Here is a 26,752-nt window from a genome sequence, read left to right as displayed (position 1 = left end):
TACCCGGTCGCCGAGCCATTTGCAGCCCCCGTTGAGGTCGCAGGCCGGTGAGCCGCTCTAGCGGATGCGGGGCAGCTCTTCCCACTGATGGAAGGGCGGCGGGGACGGCAGCTGCCATTCCAGCGTGGTCGCGCCCTCGCCCCACGGATTGTCGCCGGCGACCCGCTTCTTCTGGAAGGCCTCGATCACCCCGTAGAGGAAGATCAGGACGCTGACCGCGGAGATGTAGGAGCCGATGGAGGACACGAAGTTCCAGCCGGCGAAGGCGTCGGGATAGTCGATGTAACGGCGCGGCATGCCGGCGACGCCGAGGAAATGCTGCGGGAAGAACACGAGGTTCACGCCCACGAACATCACCCAGAAATGCACCTTGCCGACCAGTTCGTTGTACATGTACCCCGAGATCTTCGGGAACCAGTAGTACCATCCGGCGAAGATCGCGAAGATGGCGCCGAGCGACAGCACGTAGTGGAAGTGCGCCACCACGAAGTAGGTGTCCTGCATCGACCGGTCCAGACCGGCATTGGCGAGCTGCACGCCGGTGACGCCGCCGACCGTGAACAGGAAGATGAAGCCGATCGCCCACAACATCGGCGTGCGGAACGAGATCGACCCGCCCCACATCGTCGCGATCCAGGAGAAGACCTTAACGCCCGTCGGCACCGCGATCACCATCGTGGCGAAGACGAAATAGGCCTGCGTGTCGACGTCGATGCCGGTCGTGTACATATGGTGCGCCCACACCACGAAGCCGACGACGCCGATCGCCACCATGGCATAGGCCATGCCGAGATAGCCGAACACGGGCTTGCGCGAGAAGGTCGAGATGATGTGGCTGATGATGCCGAAGCCCGGCAGGATCAGGATGTACACCTCGGGGTGACCGAAGAACCAGAACAGGTGCTGGAACAGGATCGGATCGCCGCCGCCTGCCGGATCGAAGAAGGTCGTGCCGAAGTTGCGGTCCGTGAGCAGCATCGTGATCGCGCCGGCCAGCACCGGCAGCGACAGGAGCAGAAGGAACGCCGTCACCAGCACCGACCACGCGAAGAGCGGCATCTTGTGCATGGTCATGCCGGGCGCGCGCATGTTGAAGATCGTCGTGATGAAGTTGATCGCGCCGAGGATCGAGGAAGCGCCGGCGATGTGGATCGCCAGGATCGCGAAGTCCATCGCCGGGCCCGGATTGCCGGTCGTGGAGAACGGCGGATACATGGTCCAGCCGCCGCCGGTGCCGTACAGGCCGGAAGGGCCTTCCACGAAGAGCGACATGATCAGCAGCAGGAAGGCGACCGGCAGCAGCCAGAACGAGATGTTGTTCAGCCGCGGGAACGCCATGTCGGGCGCGCCGATCATGATCGGGATGAAGTAATTGGCATAGCCGCCGATCAGCGCCGGCATGACCACGAAGAAGATCATCACCAGGCCGTGCGCCGTGGTGAAGGTGTTGTACATCTGCTTGCCGGCATCCAGCGCCGCCCCGGCATCGACGCCGTAGACCATCTGCGCCAGGCCGTGGAAGATCTGGATCCCAGGCTCCTGCAGCTCCATGCGCATGACCACGGAGAGCGCCGCGCCGATGATGCCCGCGATGATCGCGAACACCAGGTACATGACGCCGATATCCTTGTGGTTGGTGGAGTAGACGTATCGCTTCCAGCCCGTCGGATGGGCGTGTGAGTCGTGTGCCAATGCGTTGGCCATTGCGATCAGCTCCCTCGCCTCAATGCTCAGCCGTCAACGGACGGCAACCTTTTCGTTGCTGCCGCCGTGAACCGCCTCGGCGAGCGTCTTGTTGGCACCGGGGAGATCCGTTGCCGCCTGCCCCGCCCAATGGCGGAACTGATCCTGCGAGACCACCTGCACCACGATCGGCATGAAGGCGTGGTCCTTGCCGCAAAGCTCGGAGCACTGGCCGTAGAAGACGCCCTCCCGCTCCGCGCGGAAATACGTCTCGTTGAGGCGGCCGGGCACGGCGTCGACCTTCACGCCGAAGGGCGGCATGGCGAAGGAGTGGATCACGTCCGCGCCCGTCACCTGCAGCCGCACGAAGGTGCCGACCGGCACGACCATCGCGTTATCCACAGAGAGGTTGCGAAGCTGATCGGTCTTCAGCTCGCTATCAGGCACCAGCAGCGAATCGAAATTCACCGCGTCGACGACCCCGTTGTCCTTGCTGTCCTGATCGGTGGCGTAGGAATAGCTCCAGTACCATTGCGAGCCCGTCGCCTTGACGGTCAGGAACTTGGTCGTCTGCGGATTGTAGTCCGCGTAGAGCTTGGTCGGATCGTATTCCGCATAGAGCAGGCGGAACGAGGGAATCGCGATCGCCAGAAGGATCAGCACCGGGATGATCGTCCACAGCACCTCGATCAGCGTGTTGTGCGAAACGCGCGACGGCACCGGGTTGGCGCGCTCGCGGAAACGCCAGACCACGTAGGCGATGAGCAGCGTCACGAAGAGCACGACCGCGGTCATGATCGACAGCGTGTACCAGCCGAACCACGTGATATCGGCCATCACCTTGGTGGCCGCGGGCTGGAAATGCGTCTCCCAGGCATAGGGCCCGGTCTTGACGTCGGCCGCGTGAGCCAGGCGCGGCAGCACCGACCCGGCAGCAAAAAGAATAGACCCCGTCGTCCACTTCGCCATGAAACGGCTTTCCCGCATCGCGGACGCCCCCCGTCATTTCAGAGCCGCACGGGTCCACTCTTCTTCTCTGGCCGCGGTTACCCGCTTGTTCCCCGTCTTGTCGAGTAACCACAGAGAGCTGGAGGGCGCAACGCGCGCGAACTGTGTATTTATGCGGCATAATTGCACGCGGAACATGGCAGCGTCCAGCATCGTACCTGCCACTTTCTTGACACGACGGGAGGGTCTGTTACCGGTTCTCGACGACCCGCCTGCCGCCGGAAAGCGCTTTTCGGAAAAACCGGCCGCGCGGACAGTCTGCCGTCGCCGGAGGCCATTTATTGCGCGCTTTGTTTTGTGTTCTCGCCCTGATCGCCGGACTGGCGCCAAGCCTCGCCTATTCGCAGGGAGCGGTGCGTTCCACGCATGGCGACTGGGAACTGCGCTGCGACACCCCGCCGGGCGCGCAGAAGGAGCAATGCGTCATCATGCAGTTCGTCACGGCGGAAGACCGCCAGAATGTCGGACTGACGGTAATCGTGCTCAAGACGGCCGACCAGCAGACCCGCATCCTGCGCGTGCTGGCGCCGCTCGGCGTCCTTCTGCCGCGCGGGCTGGGTCTCCATATCGATGACAAGGACGTGGGCTCGGCCGGCTTTGTGCGCTGCCTGCCGAACGGCTGCGTCGCCGAGGTGATTCTCGACGACAACCTCATCAACCAGCTGCGCAACGGCAAGCAGGCGACCTTCATCATCTTCCAGACCCCGGAAGAAGGGATCGGCATCCCGATCTCGCTGAAGGGCTTCGGCGAAGGCTACGACGCCCTCCCCTGAGCCTCGCCGAGCACGGGAACGGGAACGGACGATCACGCCGGATTTTTTAGTCGGCGTACCGCTCTGCCATGCCCGCGCCCAGTTCGTGCCCCCTTTAGGCGGGGGCGACACACAGGGAAGCGAGCGTATCCATGTCGGGGGCTTCAGCGATCACGAGCGGACCGGGACTGTTCACCGAGCCGCTGATCCTGCTGATTGCCGCGGTGATCGCCGTGCCGATCTTCAAGCGGCTGGGCCTCGGCTCCGTGCTCGGCTATCTCGCCGCCGGCGTCGCGATCGGGCCGGTGGCGCAAATCATCACCGATTCCAGCGCGATCTTCGACGTGTCGGAGCTGGGCGTCGTCTTCTTTCTCTTCATCGTCGGTCTGGAACTGAAGCCGGCGCGGCTCTGGGCCATGCGCGCCGACATCTTCGGGCTGGGCCTGGCGCAGGTCGCCCTCACCGGAACGGTGCTGACGGCGGTCTTCTGGGCCGTGGGCTGGGCAATCCAGCCGGCGATCATCATCGGCTTCGGGCTGGCCATGTCGTCCACGGCCTTTGCCATGCAGATCCTGCAGGACAACAACGAGATCGCCACGCCCTACGGTGAAAAGTCCGTGGCGATCCTGCTGGCGCAGGACCTGGCCGTCGTGCCGCTTCTGGCGATCGTGCCGATCCTGTCGCCCATGACCGGCACCAGCCTTGCCTCCGCAAGCGGCGTCGCGCTGCTGAAGGGCGTGGCGGCGCTGGCGATCTTCGTGCTCGCGGGCCGCTACCTGCTGAACCCGCTGTTCCGCCTGATCGCGCTCGCCCGCGCCCGCGAGATCATGACGGCGGCCGCGCTCCTGGTGGTGATCGGCGCGGCCATGCTGATGGAGGAGGTCGGCCTCTCCATGGCCATGGGCGCCTTCCTCGCCGGCGTCATGCTGGCCGATTCGTCCTTCCGGCATGAGCTGGAAGCCAATATCGAGCCGTTTCGTGGCATCCTGCTCGGCCTGTTCTTCATTGCCGTCGGCATGTCCATCAACATAGACGTGCTCGCCCACAGCTGGTGGCGCATCCTGCTGGCCGTGCCGGCCGTCATGGTGATCAAGGCCGCCCTGCTCTATGGTTTGAACCGGCTCTTCGGCGCCTCGCACAACGATGCCGTGCGCACCTCCATGCTCCTGCCGCAGGGTGGAGAGTTCGCCTTCGTGCTGTTCGCCTCGGCGACCGCCGCCCGGACCCTCTGGCCTTCCGAGACGCCGCTCGTGGCCGGTATCGTCACGGTCACCATGGCGCTGACGCCGCTGTCCGTCTGGCTCGGGCGCTTCCTGATCCGGGGCGAGGCGGAGGATACGATCGAAGAGGATTTCGAAGGCGCCGGGGGCAGCGTGCTGGTGATCGGCTTCGGCCGCTTCGGACAGATCGTGTCGCAGATCCTGCTGGCGCGAAGCCTCGACGCGACCATCATCGACGCCAATCCCGAGCGCATCCGTCAGGCGGCCCGCTTCGGTTTCCGCATCTATTTCGGCGACGGAACGCGGCTCGACATGCTGCGCGCGGCCGGTGCCGAGCAGGCTTCCATCATCTGCATCTGCGTCGACCAGCCCGCGATCACCAACCAGATCGCCGACCTTGTCCTCGATGAGTTTCCGGCCGCCAAGGTGTATGTCCGCTCCTGGGACCGGGCCCACACGCTGGAACTGGTCGGGCGAGGCGTGCACTACGAGATCAGAGAGACCTACGAATCAGCCCTGGCCTTCGGGGCCGATACGCTGAAGGGGCTGGGCTTCGCCCCCGCCGACGTACAGGCGACGCTGGCCGACGTGCGCAGGCGGGACGCGGAGAGGCTGGCCTTGCAGGCCGCCGGCGATCTCACCTCCGGCCGCGAGATCTGGAAGCCCGTCGTCGTGCAGCCGGAGCCGTTGATGCCCCCCAAGCCACCCGGCGCGCGCCATCGCCCGGCTGGCACGGTCACGCCGCCCGCCGATGGATCGCCGGTCCCGGCCTCGCCATCCGCCGAACCAGCGGCGGAGAAGCCTGAGCGGCAGCTGGAGCCGAACCCGTAAGGACGGGAACCCGCTCCTCACCGTTCGGAGACGGTTGGCGAAGCGGCTCGGCTCGCCTACAATAGGGGCATGAACAGACACGAACGGATCGTCCAGCAGGGCGAGGCTCGCCTCCGCTATCTCGACGGGGACTATCAGGTCCTTTCGCCGGGCTCCTACGTCATTTGCGCGGTGACGGAGATGCGCATCCCGCTTTCCGAGCTTCGATACTGGAGCGTTGACCGGCAGGAGCCCTATGTGGATGCCAAGGCATCCCTGACGCGCGAACTGGAAGCGATGGGACGCACGCCGAAGCAGGCCGGCTGAACCGGGCGGCTAAGCCGGGCGGCACGCGCCAGCCTCAGACCGGCGCAAGCGTCCAGCCTGTTTTCAAGACTCGGACGCGAAGGACCTGCTTGCATCCCGAGCGTCCTTTCCTTGGCGTCCCTGGTCCCGAGCGCCTATCGAAGCCGGCGCTGCTCCAGCGCCGCCGCGATCATGCTGACCATGCGTCGGCCGTCATCGAAGACCATCCGAACCGGCAGCACCCGGCAGATCTCCCTCAGCCGCGCCGCGCCGGCGCCTTCCAGGCTGGCCAGCCTGACGTGATCCTTCTCGGTCGTGACCGGGACGAGCTTTCGCCGGTCGGCCTCGAAGAGGATCCGCTCCACGTCGCCATTGGTAAAGGCGTGGTGGTCGGGAAAGGCGATCAGCCGCTCCACGTTCGCTCCCGTCTCCGCGAGGGAACGCTCGAACTTGCGGGGATCGGCGATGCCGGCAAAGGCCAGGCAGTTCTTGCCCCGGAAAGCATCGGCCGGGGCAGACGTGACCACGCCCGCCCGCAGCACCGGCAGTCCGGCGCGGGAAGCAGCCCGCACGACATCCATCGCCGCCTCGCCGCGCCCGGTGACGATCACCGCATCGGCCCTGCCGAGTTGCAGCCTGAAAGGCGCGCGAAGCGGGCCGGCCGGCATGACCCGGCCATTGCCGATCCCGCGCGCGGCATCGACCACCACCAGCGACAGATCCTTGGCCAGCGACGGGCTCTGGAAGCCGTCATCCATGACGATGAGATCGAGGCCCATCTCCGCCAGCAGGAGCGCGCCCTCGCTCCGCCTTCGCGCCACGACGGTGGGCGCGTGACGGGCGAGCAGCAGCGCCTCGTCGCCAACCTCGCGGAAGCCGTGCAGGGTCGGATCCACCAGGAGCGGCCCGGCTTCCCGCCCGCCATAGCCGCGCGTCAGGAAGCCCGGATTCAGCCCCTCGGCGCGGCACAGCGCGACAATTTCGATGGCGGTCGGCGTCTTGCCGCCACCGCCGGCCACGAAGTTGCCGATGCAGACCACGGGAAGCGGTGAAGCGGCCCCGCTCCGGCCCATGCGTCGGCCCGAAGCGAGACCGTAGAGGAGGCCCGCGGGTGCGAGGGCCAGCGCGCGCAGGCTGCGCCGCCGCCACCAGAAGTCAGGCGCGCGCGGCAAGGTTCTTCCGGGGGTCCGGCGTGAGATCGTCGAGATAGGGCGCAAGCTCGGCGACCGTTCGCTCCAGCGCGCCCGACAGGCCTTCGATGCAGGCGCGCGCGTTGGAAACCTGCGCTTCCCGCTGGGCGGCATCGGCGAGAAGCTCGGCGACACGGCTTTCCAGTTCGCCCGCGCCGTCGATCAGCAGCGAGGCGCCGGATCCGTCGAACTCGCGATAGATATCGACGAAGTTGCCGGTGTGCGGTCCATGCAGGATGGCGACGCCCAGCTTCGCCGCCTCGATAGGGTTCTGGCCGCCATGGGGGACCAGAGAACCGCCGATGAAGGCGAGATCGGCCAACCGGTACCAGAGCCCCATCTCACCCACGGTATCGGCGATATAGATGCCGGTGCCCCGCACGATTTCGGGCTCGCGCGAGCGCAGGACGCAGGCCGTTCCATCCGGCGCGAGGGACGCGGCGAGTTCGTCGGCCAAGGCCGGCCCCCGTTCGGGATGGCGCGGGGCGATCACCGTCAGCAATCCCGGAAAGCGGGGAGCGAGACGGACATGGATCTCGCCCAGGATCGCTTCCTCGCCGGGATGGGTGCTGGCGGCGAAAAGGATCCGCCGCCCCGCAGTCTGCCGGCTCAGCGCCGCCAGGGATTCCGCGTCCACCGGCGGAGGCGGCACGTCGAACTTCAGATTGCCCGTAGTGCGGACATGCGGCGCGCCGAGCGCCTTCAGCCGGCCAGCGTCGCGGGTCGACTGCGCGAGGCTTCGGTCGGTGAGCCGCAGCATGGCGCGGGCCAGCGGCTGGAAGCGCTTCCAGCCGCGATAGGAGCGTTCAGACATCCGTGCGTTGACGAGCACCAGCGGCACCCGGCGGCGGCGCAGTTCGCGCATCGCGGTCGGCCAGAGTTCGGATTCCGCGAAGAGTGCGAGATCCGGCCGCCAATGATTCAGAAAGGGGATAACCGCCGATGGCACGTCGAGCGGCACGAACTGATGGACCGCGCCGGAGGGCAGCCGGCGGGCGGCAATTCCGGCCGAGGTGACCGTCACCGTGGTGAGCAGAACCGAAAGGCCGCGCTCGCAGAGCAGTTCGACCAGCGGCAGGATGGAATTGGTTTCGCCCACGCTGGCGGCATGGACCCAGACCAGCGCCCCGGCCGGGCGGCCGAGCCGCGCCTCGCCGAAACGCTCATGGATGCGGCTCGCATCCTCCTTGCCGCGCTGGACGCGGCGCGACAGGAAAACGCCAAGCGCCGGCCGAATCAGCCGGCCCGTCATGCCGTAGAGGCCGAGCGCCGCGCTGCCGATCCATGGCGAGCCGGCCGTCAAGCGCCGTCCTTTTCGAGCACCCGTCGGTCGGAGGCAGATTCACGCACCGATTCACGACCCCTTCGCGCCAGAAATTCGGCCCGATCCTGAACCGCGTTGAGGCTCGCCTCAACCTCCTGCCGCTTGATTTCCAGAAGTTCGTCGTCGGCATCCGCCGGCACGTAGATCGGTTCGCCCGTCACCGCGCCGCCGCGACCGAACGGGAACGGGATCCGCGTGCGGTCCCAATTGTCGAGAGTGACGCCGCGCGCGGTCACGGCGGCGGCAGGCAGGACAGGGCGGCCGGAAAGCTTGGCCAGCGTCACCACACCGAGGCCGCAGCGCCGGGCCTTGCCGCGGGGCACGTCCGCCGTCTGGCCGACCGAGATGCCCTCGGAAAGTTCGCCCAGCATGCGCAGGACGCCCTGCGCCCCGCCCTTCTTTGCCGCCTTGCGCCGGTTGCGGCCGCCGGAGCCACGGATGACCTTGAGGCCAAGCCCACGCGCCGCGATCGCCGTGGTTTCCGCATCGTCGGAACGGGAAACCAGCACGGCCAGAGGCTGCTTGCGCGCCTGCATCAGCGAGATCAGCAAATGCTGCCCATGCCAGGAGGTGATGATCAGCGGGGAATGGGCGGCCAGCATGTCGCTGCCCGCCGGCTCATAGACGAAGCGCGTCGTGCGCCGCACAAAGCGCAGATAGAGCGCCAGCAGGCGGCCGAACACGGCGGCGACCCACCTGGAGCGCACGAGGCGCTGCGAAATTCGGAGAAGGCGATTCACAGATGCGGGACCGCGACCGGGCAGCGCTGGCAGCCGGATGCGCCGAGGGGCCGCCCGGCGGCCCGCCCCACGTTCTCGCTGCCTACAATCTCATCCAAGAAAGATCGAATCATACCCGCCAGCAGAATCCGCCGCTGTTCCTTGCGCCGGCTTACTTGCCCGGCAGCTCCGGTTCCAGCAGGCGATGGAGATGCACGACGAAATACCGCATCTCCGCATTGTCGACAGTGGCCTGCGCCTTGGACTTCCAGGCGCCGTAGGCCTCCGCGTAGTTGGGGAAGATCCCGACGATATCAAGCCCGGAGAGATCGCGGAACTGGATGTGATCCAGATCCTTCAACTCGCCGCCGAAGACCAGGTGAAGAAGCTGTTCCTTGCCGCCTGTCACCGAATTCGCCATCGTCCGTGTCCTCATCCAATCAGGTGCGGGAACCTGCCCTGCCGCGCTCCGAGGTGACGCGTCGGATGGCTGCCAGAACCTTCGGCTGAAGATCCGCGTTGGCGGCCGCCACGGCGTCGTGGCTGACGCTCTCCCTGTTGTAGCAGAGCTGGCTGCCGTCGAGTGTTGTCAGCACGCCGCCCGCTTCGTGCACCAAAAGGTCACAGGCCGCAAGGTCCCAGTCATGCGCGTTGGGGCTGGCAAAGGCGGATTCCACGGCGCCGGAAGCCACCATGGTCACGCGGTAGGCGAGCGACGGCACATGCGGCTGCGGCAAAAAGCCTTCCCGCTCCAGCGTGCCGCTCTTGAACCAGCCGCGCGGGCCGGCAAGGCGGGCGCCATCGGTGCCGGGCTTGCCGGGCACCGCAAGCCGCCGGTCGCCGAGGAAGGCGCCCTCTCCGGCCGCCGCCGTGTACATCTCGTCCAGCGCCGGGGCAAAAAGCGCGGCCGCCACGGGACGGGTCTCGCGCACCACGGCGACGCTGACGCACCAGCGCCGGTCGCCCTCGATGAAGCCGCGCGTCCCGTCGATGGGATCGACCACGAAGATCGCGTCCTTCTGCCGCTCGGCCGGCACGTCCACCGTCTCCTCCGAAAGCCAGCCGTAATCCGGCCGGGCGGCGAGAAGCTCGGTGCGCAGGAAAGCGTCGACCGCCATGTCGGCCTCCGTCACCGGCGAACCACCTTCCTTGGACCACGCATTCGGGTTCTTCTGGAAATAGCTCATGGCCAGTTCGCCGGCCTTCAGCGCGGCGTCACGCAGGAGATCTCGATCGGCTTGATAGGACGTCATGCTGCTTCAATGGCCCCGATCACCAGACTTTGCCACCCCCCGGGGCTCATTTAGTCTTCGATTACCGTAATCGCCGGATGCATTTGCTTAACTACGATCCTTAAGCCGGCGCGGTGAATCCGGGGCGTATCTCTCGTCACAACAGCCGGCGACGGCAACGAACGACCCCGCGAGAAAACCATGCGTCAGACGGATCTGCACGACGTCCTTGCCCTGAATGCCCACGGCATCGCGGGACGAGATCCCCACCCGGCCAACGCCCGCAGCGGCGACGGCGCCGCGTGCTTCACCACCTTCGACCGCCGCACCGTGGTGCTGGTCCGCCCCGTGGCTGGCGTGAACTGCATGCTGCGGGTGGGCGCCAACCTCTACGAAGGCGTCAGGTTGCTTGAGGAAGACGGCCTTTATGTGGTGCGTCTCGTCCATCGCGATCCCGGCCTCACGGTCGACGTGCTCGCAACCGACGATGCCGACGAGGCGGTCGAGCGCTGCGAGCGGCTGGCCCGCGCGCTGGCTCTTCCCGCGCTCGGCGCCGATGGCACGGCGGAAACATCCGTGCGTCGCATCGGCCGCGTGATCGCCACGGCTCCCGAGGCGCGCCGGCCGAGCGGCATGGCCCGTCGTCCCCGCTTCCTCGCCCGCCGCCGCACCGGTGACGCAGCCGCCCGCTTCGAGCGCATCGAGCCCACCGACATCCTCGACCGCCACTGACGGCCGAGCCGGCGGTCAGAGCACGCCGGAAAAGCGGATCAGCGCATCCAGCACCAGTCCGGCGAAGACGATCCAGCCGGTATGGCTGTTGGCCTTGAAGCGGAAGAGGCAGTTCTCCGGGTTTTCCGGATCGAGCGTCACCAGCTGCCAGGTGATATGGACGGCGGCCACGACCAGCCCCGCGAAAGCCACAGACCCTGCCCCGGCCAGGGCGAAGGCCACCGCCAGCAGCACGATCGCCCCGGCATCGAAGCCGGCGATAGCCGCCCGGCTCCGGTCGCCGAAGAGCCGCGCGGTGGAGCGGATGCCGATCAGCGCATCGTCTTCCTTGTCCTGCAGCGCGTAGATCGTGTCATAGCCGATGGTCCACAGGATCGCGGCGAAATAAACGAGGACGGGCGCCCAGTCGAGCCGGCCGAAGACGGCGCTCCAGCCCAGGAACGCCCCCCAGGAAAAGGCGAAGCCGAGAAACAGCTGCGGCCAGTCGGTGACCCGCTTCATGAAGGGGTAAACCGCGACGGTGACGAGCGACCCGATGCCGAGCAAGACCGTGAAACGGTTGAACTGCAAGAGCACCACCAGCCCGAGCAGCGCCTGGCAGACCAGGAACAGCACGGCCTGCCGCGACGTCACCGCGCCGGAGGGGATCGGCCGCATGCGCGTGCGCTCGACGCCCGCGTCGAGATCGCGGTCGACGATGTCGTTATAGGTGCAGCCGGCGCCCCGCATCGCGATGGCGCCGATCATGAACAGCACGAGATGCCAGAGATTCGGCCAGCCCTGCCCGCCGGCGATAGCGGCAAGGGCGGCCGACCACCAGCACGGCCAGAGCAGCAGCCACCAGCCGATCGGCCGGTCCCAGCGCGCCAGCTTGCCATAAGGCTTCAGCCAGTCCGGCGCGTAGCGGTCGAGCCAGTTGGCGGGGCGGGCATCGGGAAGCACCCGGTCGGCGAGAGCGATCTTGACCATGCCCACTGCTCGCCTGCCGCTGGCTCCGGGTCAAGATCCCCGACGACGCCGCGACGCCTCATCCACGCCGCCCGGCGAAGAAATCGCGCAGAAGCTGGGCTGCCGCCGCCTCGCCGATGCCGGAATAAACCTCCGGCGCATGGTGGCAGGTGGGCGCGGCATAGAAGCGGACGCCGTGCTCGACCCCGCCGCCCTTGGGGTCGGGGGCCGCGAAATAAAGCCGCCGGACGCGGGCGAACGAGATCGCGCTGGCGCACATCGTGCAGGGCTCCAGCGTGACGTAGAGGTCGCACTCCGTCAGCCGTTCCGCCGCCAGCCGCGACGCGGCCTCGCGAATCGCCAGGATCTCGGCATGGGCGGTGACGTCGTTGAGCTCGCGTGTCCGGTTGCCGGCCCGCGCGATCACCGCGCCGTCCGCGACCACCACAGCGCCTACGGGCACCTCGCCGCGCGCTGCCGCCCCGGCCGCTTCGGCCAGCGCGATGTCCATAAAGCTCGGCCTGTTGCGCATCTTCTCGCTTCGGTTCCGCGGCTTTGATAAGAGCAAGGAATGAGTGGCGGCAAGATGACTGAAAAACAAGACGGCGGCGACGCCGAAAGCGGTGATAACGGGCGCGGCGAGCGGATCGCGAAGGTGATCGCGCGGGCGGGCGTCTGCTCGCGTCGCGACGCGGAGCGCTGGATCGAGGACGGGCGCGTGACGCTGAACGGCAAGGTGCTGACCACACCGGCCGTGACGGTGACGGAAAGCGACACGATCACCGTGGACGGCAATCCGCTCGCCACGCGCGAGCGGACGCGGCTCTGGCTTTTCCACAAGCCACGCGGGCTCGTCACCACCAACCGGGATCCGGAAGGGCGGCCCACCGTTTTCGAAGCGCTGCCTCGCGACATGCCGCGCGTCCTCTCCATCGGCCGCCTCGATATCAACACCGAGGGGCTGCTGCTCCTCACCAATGACGGCGGGCTCGCCCGCGTGCTGGAACTGCCCTCCACGGGCTGGCTGCGCCGCTACCGCGTTCGCGCCTTCGGCACGATCGAGCAGCCGCAGCTGGATGCCCTGCAGCAGGGCGTCACCATCGAAGGCATGATCTATGGCGGCGTCGAAGCGACGCTGGACCGCAAGCAGGGCCAGAATGTCTGGCTGACCGTCGGCCTGCGCGAGGGCAAGAACCGCGAGGTGAAGCGGGTGCTGGAGCATCTGGGCCTCAGCGTAAACCGGCTGATTCGCGTCTCCTACGGTCCCTTCCAGCTGAACGACCTGCCGGAAGGCGCCGTGGACGAAGTGCGTGGCCGCGTGCTCCGCGACCAGCTGGGCGAAAAGCTGGCGGAAGCCGCCGACGCCGATTTCGAGGCGCCGATCCGCCAGGGCAAGGCGGGTGAGCGGCCCGAAGGGGCTCCCCGGCAGGCGGTTGACGGCTCTCGCGGTGCCGCACGATCGACCAGAGGCCGCCGCGAAACGCCGGAGGCCGACGGCGACCGGGACGGGGGACGGGGTAACGCGCAGCGTTCGCCGCGCGGACGTGGCGGCGACGAGGTGCCGGAAAAGCGACGCGGTCGCCATGCACCCGGCCTGCGCTTCGCGCCGGAAACGGCTGATGACGGGGCCGCCAACCGTCGCGGCGTGAGACGCGCGGGCGCGGAACGGCCGGTGACGGGCCGGTCCGATCGCCCGGATTTCGGGGGACCGGGAGCCCGGCGCGGTTCGGGCGGAAACTCCGAACGCGAGCCCGAACGCCGCGAATCGCGTCAGTGGGACGCCCCTCGTCGGGACACTCCCCGCCGGGAAACGGAAGACAACGGCAACCGGCCTCGCCGTCCCGACCGGTCGGACACCGCCGGGCGCGCCGGCTCAAACCGGCGCACCGAAGAGAACGGGCCCGCCTCCCAGCGCGCGAATCGGTTCGGCGGTGAGCGGCCGGAAACAAGCGGACGCGGCGCGACCAGACCGGGAGCGACAAAGACGGCAGCTGCCAGACCGAGATTCGGACGAAACCGCGACGATGCGGCCGAGGGCGAGACTCCTCGGCGGGCCGCTCCTCGTGGTCCTCGCGGCGGCCTCGTGCGCGATGAGTCGCGCGGCAATGGCCCGCGCAATGCGCCTCGCGGCGGTTCCCGAAGCGAGAGCCCCCGCGGTGCGGGTCAACGGAGCAACCCCCGGAATGGCGCCGAAGACGGTCCACGGGGCGGCCCCGGCGGAGATCGGCCGTCGAGAGGCGGGGGCGGCGACCGGCCGTTGAGAGGCGGCCCTGGGGGCGATCGCCCCCCAAGGGGCGGCCCTAATGGCGATCGGCCGCCGAGAGGCGGCGGCGGCGGTGGCGGCAAGACACGAGGCGGAAGGCCGGGCAATGCGGATCGTCGGCGGCCGTCTTAAGGGGCGCGCGCTGGCCGGACCGAAGACGGGCGAGATTCGCCCCACTTCCGACCGCCTGCGCGAATCGCTCTTCAACATCCTCCACCATTCCTACGACCTCCCGGTCGAGGGAACGCGCGTGCTCGACCTCTTCGCCGGCACGGGCGCCCTCGCCGTCGAAGCGATTTCGCGCGGCGCGGCGCATGCGACCTTCGTGGAGACGGGGCCGGAAGGGCGCGGCATCATCCGCACCAATGTCGAGGCGTTCGGGCTTTCCGGCGTCGCAAAGATCCTGCGCCGCGACGCAACCGATCTCGGCGCAGCCGGCACCATCACGCCCTTCGACCTCGTTTTCTGCGATCCGCCCTATGGCAAGGGACTGGGCGAGCGAGCACTGGAAAGCGCGCGTTCGGGCGGCTGGCTGAAGCCGGAGACGGTCTGCGTCCTGGAGGAGCGGGCGGGTCTCGAGGTCGCGCTGCCGCCCGCGTTCGAACAGGTCGACCATCGCGAGGTCGGCGAAAGCCAGATGTTCCTGCTGCGCCTCCGGGACGCCGCAGCCCCTTAACGTCGGCCGAACAGGCGTTCGATGTCGGACAGCTTGAGTTCCACGTAAGTCGGCCGGCCGTGATTGCACTGGCCGGATTGCGGCGTCGCTTCCATCTCGCGAAGCAGAGCGTCCATCTCTTCCGGCCTCAGCCGGCGACCGGAGCGGACCGAGCCGTGGCAGGCCATGGTCGCCGCCACATGGTCCAGCCGCTCGCGAATGCGGGTGGAAGCATCCCATTCGGCGAAATCGTCGGCGATGTCGCGCACGAGCTTCGGGGCGTCGACCCGGCCGAGAATGGCCGGGGTTTCGGTGACGGCCACCGCGCCCGGCCCGAAGCTCTCTACCACCAGGCCGATCTCCGCCAGCTCGTCAGACCGCGCGAGCAGCCGCCCGACATCCTCTTCCGGCAGCTCCACGACCTCCGGGATGAGGAGCATCTGCCGCTGCACCGCCCTGCCCTCCAGCCCAGCCTTCAGCCGCTCGTAGACGATCCGCTCATGCGCGGCGTGCTGGTCGACGATGACGAGCCCGTCCCCCGTCTGCGCGACGATATAGTTCTCGTGGATCTGCGCCCGCGCCGCGCCGAGCGGACGGGCCAGCAGATGCTCCGGCGCCGGCTGGACGTGTGCCCGCGCATCGGCGGAGGGCCGGTCCAGCACCGCAAAGGCGGAAAGCGCCTCGGCGAAGCCGGCCTCCGCCATGGCCGGCCGGGGCGCCTCCGCCTCCGGGGACGCGCCGTAGGCGGCTGATGAGACGTCGGGCGCGACGGTCTGCGCGGGATCGGCCCAGCTCCGCCACGCGGGGCTCGTGCCCGGCTCCGGCGGCCGCGTGAAGCTGCCCGCGGCGGCGCGGTCGCGCAGTGCGTCCAGCGTGGCGAGCCCGCCGGTCGACGCGGAGCGGAAGCCCTCCCGCGCCAGCGCATCGCGGATCGTGCCGATGATCAGGCCCCTGATCATGCCGGGGTCGCGAAAGCGCACCTCCATCTTGGCCGGATGGACGTTGACGTCGACGTCAGCCGGATCGAGGTCGATGAAGAGCGCGAGCACGGGATATCGGTCGCGGGCAAGAACGTCGGAATAAGCGGCGCGCAGCGCCCCGGCCAGCACCGGATCCTTCAGCGGGCGACCATTGACGAAGATGAACTGTTGCAGCGAGTTGGCGCGGTTGAAGGTCGGCAGCCCCGCATAGCCGGACAGGAGAACGCCTTCCCGCTCGCCACCGATCGGCATGGCGTTATCGCGAAATCCCGCGCCCAGGATCTGCGCCATTCGCTCAAGCGCGCCGCTCTCGCCCCGCGCCGCGGACAAGTCCAGCGTCGTGCGATCGGAGCCGGACAGCGTGAAGCGGATCTCGGGATGGGCGAGCGCCAGGCGCTTGACCGCCTCGGTGATCGCGGTCGCCTCGGCGCGGTCGGAGCGCAGGAACTTCAGCCGCGCCGGGGTCGCGAAGAAGAGGTCGCGCACCTCGATCTGGGTGCCGCCGGAATGGCTGGCCGGGACGGTCTCGCTGCGCCGGCCGCCTTCCACCGCGATCTGCCAGGCATGCGGCTCCTCGGCATGACGCGACAGGATGGACAACCGCGCCACGGAGCCGATGGAGGCCAGCGCCTCGCCGCGAAAGCCGAGCGTGCCGATCTGGCTGAGGTCGTCCTCGGGCAGCTTGGAGGTGCAGTGCCTCTCCACCGCCAGCGCGAGATCGGGCTCGCGGATGCCGCAACCGTTGTCGGAGATGCGGATCAGGCTCTTGCCGCCGCCCGCCGTCGCGACCTCGACCCGAGTCGCACCGGCATCGATCGCATTCTCCACCAGTTCCTTCACGACGCTGGCAGGCCGTTCCACCACCTCGCCGGCGGCGATGCGGTTGATGACGTGGTCGGGAAGAATGCGAATGCTCAAGAGATCCGTCCCTGAGGGCTCTCCGCTGTTCTCGCCGAGTCCCGCCCTCAGTTAAAGCCAAAACGAGGGGAAGCCGAAACGCAAACGGCGGCCGAAGCCGCCGTGCAGGATATTCGGTTCGAGCCGTCTAGAAGAGGTGCGAGAAGAACCCGCCATTCTGCTTCTTGACGTCCTTGAAGTCCGTCGGCGCGCCGGGGGCCGGCTGCTTCAGGGTGTCCGGCGGATCGGTCAGGTAGCGGCGGTGCTTCGCCACGTTGTTCTGCTGCGCGAGCGCGGCCTTGAACTGCTTGCGCTGCGTCTGCTGCGAATTCAGGCTGCGCGCGGCGTCGATTTCGTCCTGGCGGGTGAAGGCGCGCCCGCCGGCACCGATGCCGGGATTGCTGCTCGCGTCGTTGTCGCTCGTCCCGCGCGGCAGGTTCTTCGTCCGCTCATAGGATTCGCGAATATCGACGTTCGCTTCGTCGTAACGGCTCTTCTTGACCCGGCGGTCCGGATCGTCGGGCCACTGCGCATTGGCGGTTTCCGGAGCCGCGGCCGGCGCAGGCAGCTGATCGCTCGGGGGAACCACCAGCGGCGCCCGGGGAGAATAGTCGATCTTGGCCTTTTTCGACCCGGTCAGCGTGCCTCCCACTTCGTGGAAGATCGCCGATTCGGGACGCTCACCCGTACCATAGGTGGAGAAGCCACTGCTGCAGCCGCCGAGACCCGCTGCCGTCACGAGCACCGCGGCGAGCGACATCGCCTGCGGCGCCAAAATCCTACGCACCATTCCAAGTCCCCTTCCCGAGGCCGGCGGCCTTATAGCACGATCGTTCCGGACGCGCGACCTGCGACGGAGCCTGCTTCGATGCCATCCCGCGGTGTCACGCGACCGTGGCGTTTTCGCGGCGCTCCGTCATCCACGACAGCGCCATCCCCACGACGCCCGCGCAAATCCAGACATCTGCGAGATTGAAGACGTACCATTGGAAGCTGCCGACATGGAACAGGAAGAAGTCGGCAACCGCCCCATAATGCAGCCGATCGATGGCATTCGACAGCGCGCCGCCCGCGATCAGGCCCAGCGACAGCGCCGGCAGCACGCGATTCGTCGTGGCGAGCCACCAGAGAAAGGCGAGCGTGCCCAGAACGCCGACCGCGATCAGCGCATAGCGCCCGCCGGTACTATCCTGCGTGAAGAGGCCGTAGCTGACGCCGTGATTCCACGTCATCACCATGTCGAGCCAGGGCAGAAGCGCCACGCGGCCGCGATCGGCGAGATCGAAGGATCCCACCATCCACCATTTGTGCAACTGGTCGAGCGCAAGCCCGACCAACGCGACGAGAAGGCCCCAAGCCTGCGGTCCCCGGAAGGAAAGCTTCATTCCGCCGCCTGCTTCATCGCCTGATATTCGCGCATGGCGGCCGCGTCGCGGGGCGTCAGGTCCGGGAAGTCCGGATCCGCGCCTACCTCCGGCAGGACCTTCCAGGAGCGGGCGCAGCGCCGGCCCTCGGCCTTGTCCGGCACCACGGCAACGCCGGGCACGTCGGAAAGACGGAAGGCTTCCGCCGGGCCGACACCTGCTTCCAGCACCAACTGGCTGGTGATGGCCATCTCGGCGAGGTCGATCCCCTCCACCGCCTGACGCAGGCTTTCGTCGGCAATGAAGACGCGCGGAGCGGCTTCCAGCGAGGAGCCTATGCGCTTTTCCCGACGCTCGACTTCCAGCGCGCCGGTGATCACGCGACGAACCGTGCGGACACGCTCCCACTTCCCTTCCAGGGCTTCGTCGCGCCACTCCGCCGGCACGTCGGGAAAGGGCGTGAGATGAACCGAGCGATCCTCCGGATGGCGGTCGAGCCAGGCTTCCTCGCAGGTGAAGGGCAGGAGCGGCGCCAGCCACGCCACCAGCGTGTCAAAGAGCCGGTCAACCACGGTCAGGGCCGCGAGCCGGGTCTTCGAAGAAGCCGGATCGCAATAGAGCACGTCCTTGCGGACATCGAAGTAGAAGGCGGAGAGGTCCACCGTCATGAAGTTGAAGAGCGCGAAGGCGATGCGCTTGAAGTCGAAGACCTCGTAGGCTTCCCGCACCACTCCATCGAGCCGGGCCAGCTCGGACAGCATCAGCCGCTCCAGCTCCGGCATCTCGGCCGGCGCGACCGTGTGCGCGGGATCGAAGTGGGCGAGTGTGCCCAGCATCCAGCGGACCGTGTTGCGGAGCTTGCGGTAGGAATCGATGCTGGTCTTCAGGATTTCCGGGCCGATCCGGAGGTCTTCCGAATAGTCCGAGGTGACCACCCAGAGGCGCAGGATATCTGCGCCGGACTGATCGATCACCTGCTGCGGGGTGACGACGTTGCCGAGCGACTTCGACATCTTGCGGCCTTCCTCGTCCATGACGAAGCCGTGCGTCAGTACGCCGTCATAGGGCGCGCGGCCGCGCGTTCCGCAGCTTTCCAGCAGCGAGGAATGGAACCAGCCGCGATGCTGGTCGGAGCCTTCGAGGTAGAGATCCGCCGGCCATTTCAGGTCCGGCCGCTGCTCCAGCACGAAGGCGTGGGTGGAGCCGGAATCGAACCAGACGTCGAGAATGTCGTCGACCTTGTCCCATTCATCGACGGAATATCCGTTGCCGAGGAACCGCTCCTTGGCGCCAGCCGCGAACCACGCATCGGCGCCCTCGGCGCGGAAGGCCTCCACGATCCGCTGGTTGACCCCTTCATCCTTCAGGACCTCGCCGGTTTCGCGCTTGATGAAGACGGCGATCGGCACGCCCCAGGCGCGCTGGCGCGAGACGACCCAGTCCGGACGGTTGGCGATCATCCCGCGCAACCGGTTCTGGCCGGCGACGGGCGTGAAGGTGGTGTCCTCGATCGCCTTCAGCGCGCGGGCGCGCAGCGTGTCGCCCTCGCCGGCAATGTCGCGGTCCATGTGGATGAACCATTGCGGCGTGTTGCGGAAGATCACCGGCTTCTTGGAGCGCCAGGAATGCGGGTACTGATGCTTCAGGCGACCGCGGGCGACCAGCCGTCCGGCCGCGCTCAGCGCCTCGATGACCGCGCCGTTGGCGTCGCCCTTCTCGCCCTTGTCGTTGAGCACGCGGCGGCCCTCGAAGCCCGGCGCGTCTTTCGTCAGCGCGCCGTCGCCATCGACGGTATAGGGAATGGTGGTGTCGACGCCGCTCGCCTCCAGCTCGCGCCGGTTCGACATCCAGACCTCGAAATCCTCGCGGCCGTGGCCGGGCGCGGTGTGCACGAAGCCGGTGCCCGCATCCTCCGTCACATGCTCGCCTTCCAGCAGCGGCACGTCGAAGCCGTAGCCGCCGAGGCCGGCGTCACGCAGCGGGTGGGCGCACACCATCGTGGTGAAGTCTTCGGCCGTCACGTCGCCGACGCGCTTGAACGCCTCCACGCGCGCCTGCTTCATCACGTCGGCCGCCAGCGCATCGGCAAGGATCAGCCGGTCGCCGACCTTGGCCCAGTTCTCCGGGGCCGCCTCCGTCACCTCGTAGAGGCCATAGGCCACGCGGCCGGAATAGCTGATCGCCCGGTTGGCGGGGATCGTCCACGGCGTCGTTGTCCAGATCACCACCGAAGCGCCGCGCAGATGCCGGGGGCCGGAGGTGACGGGGAACTTCACCCAGATCGTGTCGGACTGGTAGTCGTGGTACTCGACTTCCGCTTCCGCCAGCGCGGTTTTCTCCACGACCGACCACATGATGGGCTTGGAGCCGCGATAGAGCTGGTCGGAAAGCGCGAACTTCATCAGTTCCCCGGCGATCACCGCCTCGGAGGCGAAGTCCATCGTCTTGTACGGATGCTTGAAGTCGCCGACGACGCCGAGGCGCTCGAACTCGGCCGCCTGCACGCCCACCCAATGGGCGGCGAACTCGCGGCACTCGCGGCGGAACTCGTTGACCGGAACCTCGTCCTTGTTGCGGCCGCGGGCGCGGTACTGCTCCTCGATCTTCCATTCGATCGGCAGGCCGTGGCAGTCCCAGCCCGGCACGTAGTTGGAATCGAAGCCCGACATCTGGCGCGACCGGGTGATCACGTCCTTCAGGATCTTGTTCAGCGCGTGGCCGATATGGAGGTTGCCGTTGGCGTAGGGAGGACCGTCGTGCAGGACGTATTTCGGCCGTCCCACCGCGTTCTTCCTGAGTTCGCCGTAGAGGTCCATCTCCTCCCAGCGCTTCAGGATCTGCGGCTCCTTCTGCGGCAGGCCCGCCCGCATCGGGAAATCGGTCTTGGGAAGAAACAGGGTCTCGGAATAATCGGGGCCGGTGGCCGCCTTCTTGTCGCTCATCGTCAGGCCTTGAAGCTCAAATTCGCTCGGGGTCCGCAGTGCCGAAGGCCGGCACATGCGCGCATGGCTTCACCCGGTCCCCGCACCCAAGGCTCGTTCGAGCCGATCAGGCCGAGGCCGGGCCCGTAATTCGCGAGAAAAGGGGCGCACAGCGCATCATGCCCGGGCTTTTATCCGAGCGGAGGTGCCGTGAAAAGCCTCTCTGCCACAATGACGGCCTCAATCGCCCAAAGCCGCTGCGAATGATTGTCAATCCGCCTTCGCGGCGCGCGGCCAGAGCGCATAGATGCCCTTGTCGATCGCATTCGGCCGGTCGTTCTGCAACGTCGCCCGGCATTGCAGGCTGTCCGCGTCCATCTGCGTGACGAGATCCTCGATCCGTTCGAAGCGGAGTTCCGGCCGGACATAATCCACGAGGGAGACGAGAGCCCGCTGGTCGTAGAGATCGCCGGAAAAGTCGAAGAGAAACGTCTCCAGCAGGATGCGGCCGTTGTCGAAGGTGGGCCGGCGGCCGAAGCTCGCCGCGCCGCCATGGACGTGACCGTCGGCGGTGACGAAGCGGACGGCATAGATGCCATGCTGCAGTTCGCAGCCGGGATCCAGCGCCATGTTGGCCGTTGGGTAGCCGAGCACGCGGCCGCGCTTGTCGCCGTGGATCACCGTTCCCGCCGCCGACCAGCGCCAGCCAAGGAGCTCGTTGGCACCCCGGATATCGCCGTGGCTCAGCTTCTCGCGGATGCGGGTGGAGGAGACCGGGCCCGTCTCGTCGCCGAATTCTTCCACGATGGTGACGCCGAAGCCCTGCCGCGCGCCGGCTGCCTGAAGGAATTCCGGCGTGCCCTGGCGGCCGTGGCCGAAATGGAAGTCGTGGCCCGCGACGGCATGGCGGACATCGAGGTGACCGACCAGGATGTGACTGACGAAGTCGTCCGCCGACATCAGCGAGAGGTCGCGGTCGAAGGGTACGACGATGGTGCCGTCGACGCCGCAGGCCTTGGCGACCGCCGCCTTCAACGGTCCTGGCGTCAGGCTGAAGAACGGTTTGCCCGGCGCGAAGAAGGCGCGCGGATGCGGATCGAAGGTCAGCATTATCAAGCGGCTGCCCAGCGCGTCCGCCTCTGCCCGCGCGCGGGCCAGCACGGCGCGGTGGCCGCTATGCACCCCGTCGAAATTGCCGATCGCCACGACCGCGCCACGCCAGCCCGGCGGGGTTGCGTCATAGGGCGCGCTGATCGGCTCGGGGGGTGAATCAGAATGCATGTGTCATCCAGCAAGGATCGCTGCCACGGCGACAGGCGGCGTCCCGGACCGCGCCGGGCGCTGCTGCGCTGCAACGCGGCGGACGGTGCCTCTCCCCGGCATGCGGGTCAAGCCGCGACCTACCAGGCCAGCCGAGGCAGGAAACCCACGGCCGACAGCTTTTCCGCTTCCAGCCTTGCGCTCACCCGCTCCGCCTCGGGCTGGTCCTCCGGGCCGAAATCGCCCGCATGGATGCCGCCGGTGATGAAGAGAACGTCGATCCCGGCGCGCGTGGCGCCGAGCACGTCGGTCGGAATGCCGTCGCCCACCGCCAGCGGCTTGGCCCGGCCGAGCAGGCGCATTTCCGTCAATACGGCCTCGTAGATCGGCGCATGCGGCTTGCCCACCAGCACGACCTCGCCGCCCAGCTCCTCGTAGAGCCTGGCCAGCGCGCCGGCGCAGTAGACCATCTTGCCGCGCCGCTCCACCACGAGATCGGGATTGGCGCAGACCATGCGGAGGCCCCGCGCCACCAGCCGCGTCAGCAATTCCCGGTAGTCGTCCGGCGTTTCCGTCTCGTCGTCGAACAGCCCCGTGCAGCTGATCAGGTCCGCATCGGCCTCGTCGGCGAACACGACGTCCAGCCCCTCGTAGAAGGGCAGGTCGCGCTCGGCGCCGAGATGGAAGAGCCGCACGCCGGGATTGGCGCCGATGACGCCCCGCGTCACATCGCCCGAGGTGACGATCACGTCATAGGCCTCGTCGGGAACGCCGAGACTCTTGATCTGCGCCTTGATCCAGTGGCCCGGACGGGGCGCGTTGGTGATCAGGATCACGGGGCCGTTTGTCCCGCGAAAACGCATCAACGCGTCGACCGCTGGCACAAACGCCGCCGCGCCATTATGTAAGACACCCCAGACGTCGCAAAGAAGCGTGTCATAGGATCCGGCGATCTCCTGCAGCCCTGCGACCTGCTTCACGATCATGGATGCTCCCGCTCCCTGGCAACTGATGGGATGCGCGTAACCTGCCGACGGTGTGGCGTCAACGACACCTGCACGCGGATCGCGCCCGAGGATTAAGCGATTTCAGAAGAGAAGCATTCCGTCCCGGCCGGGACACCAGACACCCGCCATCCCTTGCCGCCATTGACCCCCGGAGTTTCCATGTCCGCCTCTTCCTCTCCCGCGCCGCACCCCGACAAGGGCGCGAATGCCGCCCCGCTGCCGAAGATCGCGCCGAACGCGGTGGAGTTCCGGCTCGGCAACGGCATGGACGTGGTGGTCATTCCCGATCATCGCGCCCCCGTGGTCACGCACATGGTCTGGTACAAGGTGGGCGCCGCCGACGAGCAGCCCGGCCAGTCGGGCCTCGCGCACTTCTTCGAACACCTGATGTTCAAGGGCACCAGGAACCATCCGGAAGGCCGGTTCTCCGAGGCGGTATCGGACATCGGCGGCGAGGAGAACGCCTTCACCACGCTCGACTACACGGCTTATTTCCAGCGTGTCGCCAAGGAGAACCTCGGCGAGATGATGGCCTTCGAGGCCGACCGCATGAGACATTTGACGCTGGCCGACGAGCAGGTCGCGACCGAGCGCGACGTGGTGATCGAGGAGCGGCGCCTGCGGATCGACAACGATCCCGGCGCGCAGATGAGCGAGCAGCTCGCACGCATCCTCTACATGAACCACCCGTACGGAAAGCCGGTGATCGGCTGGATGCATGAGATCGAGGCGCTGAACCGCACCGCGGCTCTGGATTTCTACAATCGCTATTACACGCCCGCCAACGCGGTGCTGGTGGTGGCCGGCGACGTGACGGCCGAAGAGGTGCGCCGCCTCGCGGACCTGACCTACGGCCAGATCGCCGGCCGCACCGACCTGGAGCGCGCGCCGCGCCCGGCCGAACCGCCGTCCGCCGGCGCACGCGCGATCACGGTCCGCGACGAGAAGGTGCGCGAGCCGCAGGTGCAGCGCGTCTACATCGTGCCGTCCAAGCGGACCTCGGAAAAGCACGAGGCGGAAGCGCTGACGATCCTCGCCGAGATCCTCGGCGGCAACACGACCAGCCGTTTCTACGACAATCTCGTGCGCGGCAATGGCCCGGCCACCTATGCCGGCGCCTATTACCAGTCGTCGGGCATCGATAACACGCGCTTCATCGTCTACGGCGTACCGAAGGCCGGGGTGACGCTGCAGGCGCTGACCGATGCCATGCAGGCCGAAATCGCCAGGCTGGCGACAGGCGGGATCAGCGACGACGAGCTTCGCCGCGCCCGGAACGCGGTGCTCGCGCAGGCGATCTACGCGCAGGACAGCCAGCAGGCGATGGCCCGCATCATCGGCACGGCGCTCGTCACCGGCAGCACGCTGGCCGAGATCCAGAACTGGCCGTCGCAGATCGACGCCGTCAGCGCCGACGACGTTCGCGACGTCGCCCGGCGCTACCTCCGCGAGGACCAGACCGCCACCGGCTATCTGGAGCCCCTCGCCGAGCCGGCCGATTCCGGCGCGCCGCAGAACGGGCCCCACGGCGAGTCCCTGAGCGAGCCCCAGAGCGAAGCGGCCTGAACGCCGCTTCCCGCCCCTTCTTCCCATCCGGATTGCAGAGCATCATGAACAGCCCCGCCCACGGCCTTCCCCATCGAACCGGCTCCGTCACCGTGCAGGAGGTGACGAGCCCGGGCGGTCTCAGCGCCTGGCTGGTGGAGGACTACACGGTCCCCATCGTCACCGTGAACATCGCCTTTCGCGGCGGCGCGGCGCAGGAGCCGAAGGAAAAGTCGGGCCTGACCAACATGGTCTCCGCGCTGCTGGACGAAGGCGCCGGCGATCTCGACTCGCAGGCGTTCCAGATGCGCCTCGCCGATCTCAACATAAACCTGTCCTTCGACGCCGGGCAGGATACGTTTCACGGCAATCTCCGCACGCTGAAGCTGAATGAGGACGCGGCTTTCGATATGCTGCGGCTGGCGATCACCCAGCCGCGCTTCGACGCGGAGCCGCTGGAGCGCATCCGCAACCAGATGCTCTCCAACCTCCGCAGCGCGGAGACCGAGCCGCACGAGATCGCCTCGAAGGCCTGGTGGGAAAGCCTCTTCGCCGAGCACCCCTATGGCCGGCAGACGCATGGCACGCCGGAAACGGTGGCGGCGATCGACGCGGAGGATTGCCGCCTCATCCACCGGCGTCTCCTGGCGCGCGACAACCTTTACGTGGTGGTCGTCGGCGCCATCGACGCCGCTTCCCTCGGGCGGCAGCTCGACCATGTCTTCGGCGACCTGCCGGCGGCGAGCCAGCTCACCCACGCCGGGTTCGTGACGCCGACGGCGGGACAGGTCCTGCACCTGCCGCTCAGCGTGCCTCAGACCACGATCCACATCGGCGGCGCGGGCATCAACCGCGACGATCCCGATTTCATGGCCGCCTATGTCGCCAACCACATCATCGGCGGCGGCACCTTCTCCTCGCGCATGTTCAAGGAAGTGCGCGAGAAGCGCGGCCTCAGCTATTCCGTCGGCACCGGCCTCGTGCCCCTGGAGCATTCCGGCGCCTGGATCGGCTCGGCCGCGACGCGCACGGACAAGGCCCGCACCGCCATCGACGTGATGCTGGAACAGGCCGGCGACGTGGCGGCCTCCGGCCCGACGGACGAGGAACTGGCCAAGGCCAAGCAGTACCTGATCGGCAATTACGCGCTCCGCTTCGACGCTTCGCAGAAGATCGCGCGGCAGCTGATCCACATCTATCTGGACCGGCTCGGCGTCGATTACATCAACCGGCGCAACCAGCTGATCCGGGACCTCACCCATGAGGACGTGAAGCGCGCCGCCTCCCGCGTGTTCGGCGGCCCCGTCACGATCGTCACCGTGGGCGAACAGGCGCCCTGAACGGGACGCCGCTCAGGATCGGCCACAGGAGACCTGTCGACGCCGCAGCGCTTCGCCCGCGGCATCGTCGATTACCGCACGGAGAGTGTCGGATGAGCTTCACGATCGAACCGATCGGCTCCGTAAGGGGCGGGAGGGCCGAGCCCGTCGATGACGATTGGGGCTCTTCCCGCTCGGTCGTCCAGCTCGACGAGAGCCTGTTCACCGCCGACGCTCTTGCCGGGCTGGAGGCCTTCAGCCATGCCGAGGTCACCTTTCTTTTCCACCTGGTGCCGCCGGAGGAAATCGAACGCGGCTCCCGCCATCCGCGTGGCCGCAGGGATTGGCCTCTGGTCGGCATTTTCGCCCAAAGGGGCAAGAACCGTCCCAACCGGATCGGCGTCACCATCTGCAGGATCCTCGCCGTTGAAGGAACCCGGCTGGAGGTGGAGGGACTGGATGCGATCGACGGCACTCCCGTGATCGACATCAAACCGGTGATGCGCGAGTTCCTGCCGCGCGCGGAAGTTCATCAGCCGGAATGGGTGTCCGAGTTGATGGCGCGGTATTGGTAGGGGCGGCAATGGGGGCCGGGGCCGATTGACGGCTGACGCTCA

The 26,752-nt window shown here is 67.6% G+C and carries 24 protein-coding genes; 9 read left to right on the top strand and 15 right to left on the bottom strand.

Going from position 1 to position 26,752, the window contains the following annotated elements; translation table 11 throughout:
• Positions 1 to 57 precede the first annotated feature (57 nt).
• Positions 58 to 1,704 (bottom strand): cytochrome c oxidase subunit I, encoded by a 1,647-nt coding sequence (gene ctaD, locus BMY25_RS00975; RefSeq protein ID WP_092494721.1) that lies wholly within the window; start codon positions 1,702 to 1,704, stop codon positions 58 to 60.
• 33 nt (positions 1,705 to 1,737) lie between these two features.
• Positions 1,738 to 2,652 (bottom strand): cytochrome c oxidase subunit II, encoded by a 915-nt coding sequence (gene coxB / locus BMY25_RS00970; protein ID WP_092495133.1) that lies wholly within the window; start codon positions 2,650 to 2,652, stop codon positions 1,738 to 1,740.
• A 320-nt stretch (positions 2,653 to 2,972) separates the two neighbouring features.
• Here coxB and BMY25_RS00965 point away from each other — a divergent pair, with 320 nt between their 5' ends.
• The 3 genes from BMY25_RS00965 (at position 2,973) to BMY25_RS00955 (ending at position 5,800) form a co-directional block, all read left to right on the top strand.
• A complete protein-coding gene (locus tag BMY25_RS00965) occupies positions 2,973 to 3,464 on the top strand; it encodes an invasion associated locus B family protein (protein WP_428976930.1) in 492 nt (163 codons plus the stop codon).
• Positions 3,465 to 3,595: 131 nt separating this feature from the next.
• Complete coding sequence (locus BMY25_RS00960) at positions 3,596 to 5,494, top strand: monovalent cation:proton antiporter-2 (CPA2) family protein (protein WP_092494719.1); 1,899 nt, start codon at positions 3,596 to 3,598, stop codon at positions 5,492 to 5,494.
• Between the two features lie 69 nt (positions 5,495 to 5,563).
• The gene (locus BMY25_RS00955; protein WP_092494718.1) at positions 5,564 to 5,800 is read left to right on the top strand and encodes a DUF2093 domain-containing protein; all 237 of its coding nucleotides are present in this window, start codon (positions 5,564 to 5,566) and stop codon (positions 5,798 to 5,800) included.
• 134 nt (positions 5,801 to 5,934) lie between these two features.
• On the opposite strand, the gene lpxK is transcribed toward BMY25_RS00955, so the two are convergent.
• From lpxK to BMY25_RS00930, 5 genes are all read right to left on the bottom strand, one after another.
• On the bottom strand, positions 5,935 to 6,951 hold the full coding sequence (lpxK, locus tag BMY25_RS00950) for a tetraacyldisaccharide 4'-kinase (RefSeq protein ID WP_177176628.1): 1,017 nt from the start codon (positions 6,949 to 6,951) through the stop codon (positions 5,935 to 5,937).
• The gene (locus tag BMY25_RS00945; protein WP_238858073.1) at positions 6,935 to 8,272 is read right to left on the bottom strand and encodes a 3-deoxy-D-manno-octulosonic acid transferase; all 1,338 of its coding nucleotides are present in this window, start codon (positions 8,270 to 8,272) and stop codon (positions 6,935 to 6,937) included. Before BMY25_RS00945 ends, lpxK begins: the two co-directional genes overlap by 17 nt.
• Positions 8,269 to 9,000, bottom strand: a complete 732-nt coding sequence (locus BMY25_RS00940) for a lysophospholipid acyltransferase family protein (protein ID WP_143061845.1) — start codon at positions 8,998 to 9,000, stop codon at positions 8,269 to 8,271. The genes BMY25_RS00945 and BMY25_RS00940 overlap by 4 nt, the downstream gene beginning before the upstream one ends.
• Positions 9,001 to 9,184: 184 nt before the next feature.
• Entirely contained in the window at positions 9,185 to 9,433 is a 249-nt protein-coding gene (locus tag BMY25_RS00935) for a DUF4170 domain-containing protein (protein WP_092494715.1), read from the bottom strand.
• Between the two features lie 19 nt (positions 9,434 to 9,452).
• Entirely contained in the window at positions 9,453 to 10,265 is an 813-nt protein-coding gene (locus BMY25_RS00930) for a 3'(2'),5'-bisphosphate nucleotidase CysQ (RefSeq protein WP_092494714.1), read from the bottom strand.
• Positions 10,266 to 10,445: 180 nt separating this feature from the next.
• Here BMY25_RS00930 and BMY25_RS00925 point away from each other — a divergent pair, with 180 nt between their 5' ends.
• Positions 10,446 to 10,976 (top strand): DUF6101 family protein, encoded by a 531-nt coding sequence (locus BMY25_RS00925; RefSeq protein WP_092494713.1) that lies wholly within the window; start codon positions 10,446 to 10,448, stop codon positions 10,974 to 10,976.
• Between the two features lie 15 nt (positions 10,977 to 10,991).
• On the opposite strand, the gene ubiA is transcribed toward BMY25_RS00925, so the two are convergent.
• Entirely contained in the window at positions 10,992 to 11,945 is a 954-nt protein-coding gene (gene ubiA, locus BMY25_RS00920; RefSeq protein ID WP_092494712.1) for a 4-hydroxybenzoate octaprenyltransferase, read from the bottom strand.
• A gap of 58 nt (positions 11,946 to 12,003) precedes the next feature.
• Complete coding sequence (locus tag BMY25_RS00915) at positions 12,004 to 12,456, bottom strand: nucleoside deaminase (RefSeq protein WP_092494711.1); 453 nt, start codon at positions 12,454 to 12,456, stop codon at positions 12,004 to 12,006.
• Positions 12,457 to 12,510: 54 nt separating this feature from the next.
• On the opposite strand from BMY25_RS00915, the gene BMY25_RS00910 reads away from it, so the two are divergent.
• Together BMY25_RS00910 and rsmD are read left to right on the top strand one after the other, a co-directional pair.
• Positions 12,511 to 14,319 carry a pseudouridine synthase gene (locus BMY25_RS00910; protein ID WP_092495131.1) on the top strand — a complete coding sequence of 603 codons (1,809 nt, stop codon included), beginning with the start codon at positions 12,511 to 12,513 and terminating at the stop codon, positions 14,317 to 14,319.
• Positions 14,294 to 14,863, top strand: coding sequence for a 16S rRNA (guanine(966)-N(2))-methyltransferase RsmD (rsmD, locus tag BMY25_RS00905; RefSeq protein ID WP_092495130.1), 570 nt, complete (start codon positions 14,294 to 14,296; stop codon positions 14,861 to 14,863). The genes BMY25_RS00910 and rsmD overlap by 26 nt, the downstream gene beginning before the upstream one ends.
• Here the strand turns inward: rsmD and mutL are convergent.
• The 6 genes from mutL to BMY25_RS00875 all read right to left on the bottom strand — a co-directional run bounded on the left by mutL (position 14,860) and on the right by BMY25_RS00875 (position 23,250).
• Positions 14,860 to 16,740 carry a DNA mismatch repair endonuclease MutL gene (gene mutL / locus BMY25_RS00900; protein WP_092494710.1) on the bottom strand — a complete coding sequence of 627 codons (1,881 nt, stop codon included), beginning with the start codon at positions 16,738 to 16,740 and terminating at the stop codon, positions 14,860 to 14,862. The two genes, rsmD and mutL, sit on opposite strands and share 4 nt — an antisense overlap.
• Before the next feature lie 127 nt (positions 16,741 to 16,867).
• A complete protein-coding gene (locus tag BMY25_RS00895) occupies positions 16,868 to 17,479 on the bottom strand; it encodes a hypothetical protein (RefSeq protein WP_092494709.1) in 612 nt (203 codons plus the stop codon).
• A gap of 124 nt (positions 17,480 to 17,603) precedes the next feature.
• Positions 17,604 to 18,104: a signal peptidase II gene (gene lspA / locus BMY25_RS00890; protein WP_092494708.1), complete on the bottom strand. Its 501-nt coding sequence runs from the start codon at positions 18,102 to 18,104 to the stop codon at positions 17,604 to 17,606.
• Entirely contained in the window at positions 18,101 to 21,025 is a 2,925-nt protein-coding gene (gene ileS, locus BMY25_RS00885) for an isoleucine--tRNA ligase (RefSeq protein WP_092494707.1), read from the bottom strand. Before ileS ends, lspA begins: the two co-directional genes overlap by 4 nt.
• Positions 21,026 to 21,274: 249 nt before the next feature.
• Positions 21,275 to 22,285 carry a bifunctional riboflavin kinase/FAD synthetase gene (locus BMY25_RS00880; protein ID WP_092494706.1) on the bottom strand — a complete coding sequence of 337 codons (1,011 nt, stop codon included), beginning with the start codon at positions 22,283 to 22,285 and terminating at the stop codon, positions 21,275 to 21,277.
• Positions 22,286 to 22,404: 119 nt separating this feature from the next.
• The gene (locus BMY25_RS00875) at positions 22,405 to 23,250 is read right to left on the bottom strand and encodes a TIGR01459 family HAD-type hydrolase (RefSeq protein ID WP_092494705.1); all 846 of its coding nucleotides are present in this window, start codon (positions 23,248 to 23,250) and stop codon (positions 22,405 to 22,407) included.
• 180 nt (positions 23,251 to 23,430) lie between these two features.
• Between BMY25_RS00875 and BMY25_RS00870 the strand changes: the two genes are divergently transcribed.
• The 3 genes from BMY25_RS00870 (at position 23,431) to BMY25_RS00860 (ending at position 26,710) form a co-directional block, all read left to right on the top strand.
• Entirely contained in the window at positions 23,431 to 24,837 is a 1,407-nt protein-coding gene (locus tag BMY25_RS00870) for a M16 family metallopeptidase (protein WP_092494704.1), read from the top strand.
• 44 nt (positions 24,838 to 24,881) lie between these two features.
• Complete coding sequence (locus tag BMY25_RS00865; RefSeq protein WP_092494703.1) at positions 24,882 to 26,156, top strand: M16 family metallopeptidase; 1,275 nt, start codon at positions 24,882 to 24,884, stop codon at positions 26,154 to 26,156.
• A gap of 92 nt (positions 26,157 to 26,248) precedes the next feature.
• Entirely contained in the window at positions 26,249 to 26,710 is a 462-nt protein-coding gene (locus BMY25_RS00860) for an SAM-dependent methyltransferase (RefSeq protein WP_092494702.1), read from the top strand.
• The last annotated feature ends 42 nt before the right edge of the window (positions 26,711 to 26,752 follow it).

The organism is Faunimonas pinastri (assembly GCF_900110915.1).
GTDB classification, from domain to species: Bacteria; Pseudomonadota; Alphaproteobacteria; order Rhizobiales; family Afifellaceae; genus Faunimonas; species Faunimonas pinastri.
This window is presented reverse-complemented; position numbering and strand designations above follow the sequence as displayed.

Coding starts and splice junctions, on each gene's coding strand:
- BMY25_RS00910 (WP_092495131.1), top strand. CDS start 12,511: ATGACTGAAAAACAAGACGGCGGCGACGCCGAAAGCGGTGATAACGGG.
- ileS (WP_092494707.1), bottom strand. CDS start 21,025: ATGAGCGACAAGAAGGCGGCCACCGGCCCCGATTATTCCGAGACCCTG.
- BMY25_RS00955 (WP_092494718.1), top strand. CDS start 5,564: ATGAACAGACACGAACGGATCGTCCAGCAGGGCGAGGCTCGCCTCCGC.
- BMY25_RS00915 (WP_092494711.1), bottom strand. CDS start 12,456: ATGCGCAACAGGCCGAGCTTTATGGACATCGCGCTGGCCGAAGCGGCC.
- ctaD (WP_092494721.1), bottom strand. CDS start 1,704: ATGGCCAACGCATTGGCACACGACTCACACGCCCATCCGACGGGCTGG.
- BMY25_RS00865 (WP_092494703.1), top strand. CDS start 24,882: ATGAACAGCCCCGCCCACGGCCTTCCCCATCGAACCGGCTCCGTCACC.
- BMY25_RS00860 (WP_092494702.1), top strand. CDS start 26,249: ATGAGCTTCACGATCGAACCGATCGGCTCCGTAAGGGGCGGGAGGGCC.
- ubiA (WP_092494712.1), bottom strand. CDS start 11,945: ATGGTCAAGATCGCTCTCGCCGACCGGGTGCTTCCCGATGCCCGCCCC.
- coxB (WP_092495133.1), bottom strand. CDS start 2,652: ATGGCGAAGTGGACGACGGGGTCTATTCTTTTTGCTGCCGGGTCGGTG.
- BMY25_RS00930 (WP_092494714.1), bottom strand. CDS start 10,265: ATGACGTCCTATCAAGCCGATCGAGATCTCCTGCGTGACGCCGCGCTG.
- BMY25_RS00875 (WP_092494705.1), bottom strand. CDS start 23,250: ATGATCGTGAAGCAGGTCGCAGGGCTGCAGGAGATCGCCGGATCCTAT.
- BMY25_RS00960 (WP_092494719.1), top strand. CDS start 3,596: ATGTCGGGGGCTTCAGCGATCACGAGCGGACCGGGACTGTTCACCGAG.
- BMY25_RS00880 (WP_092494706.1), bottom strand. CDS start 22,285: ATGCATTCTGATTCACCCCCCGAGCCGATCAGCGCGCCCTATGACGCA.
- BMY25_RS00895 (WP_092494709.1), bottom strand. CDS start 17,479: ATGTCGCTCGCCGCGGTGCTCGTGACGGCAGCGGGTCTCGGCGGCTGC.
- lspA (WP_092494708.1), bottom strand. CDS start 18,104: ATGAAGCTTTCCTTCCGGGGACCGCAGGCTTGGGGCCTTCTCGTCGCG.
- BMY25_RS00935 (WP_092494715.1), bottom strand. CDS start 9,433: ATGGCGAATTCGGTGACAGGCGGCAAGGAACAGCTTCTTCACCTGGTC.
- BMY25_RS00870 (WP_092494704.1), top strand. CDS start 23,431: ATGTCCGCCTCTTCCTCTCCCGCGCCGCACCCCGACAAGGGCGCGAAT.
- BMY25_RS00925 (WP_092494713.1), top strand. CDS start 10,446: ATGCGTCAGACGGATCTGCACGACGTCCTTGCCCTGAATGCCCACGGC.
- rsmD (WP_092495130.1), top strand. CDS start 14,294: ATGCGGATCGTCGGCGGCCGTCTTAAGGGGCGCGCGCTGGCCGGACCG.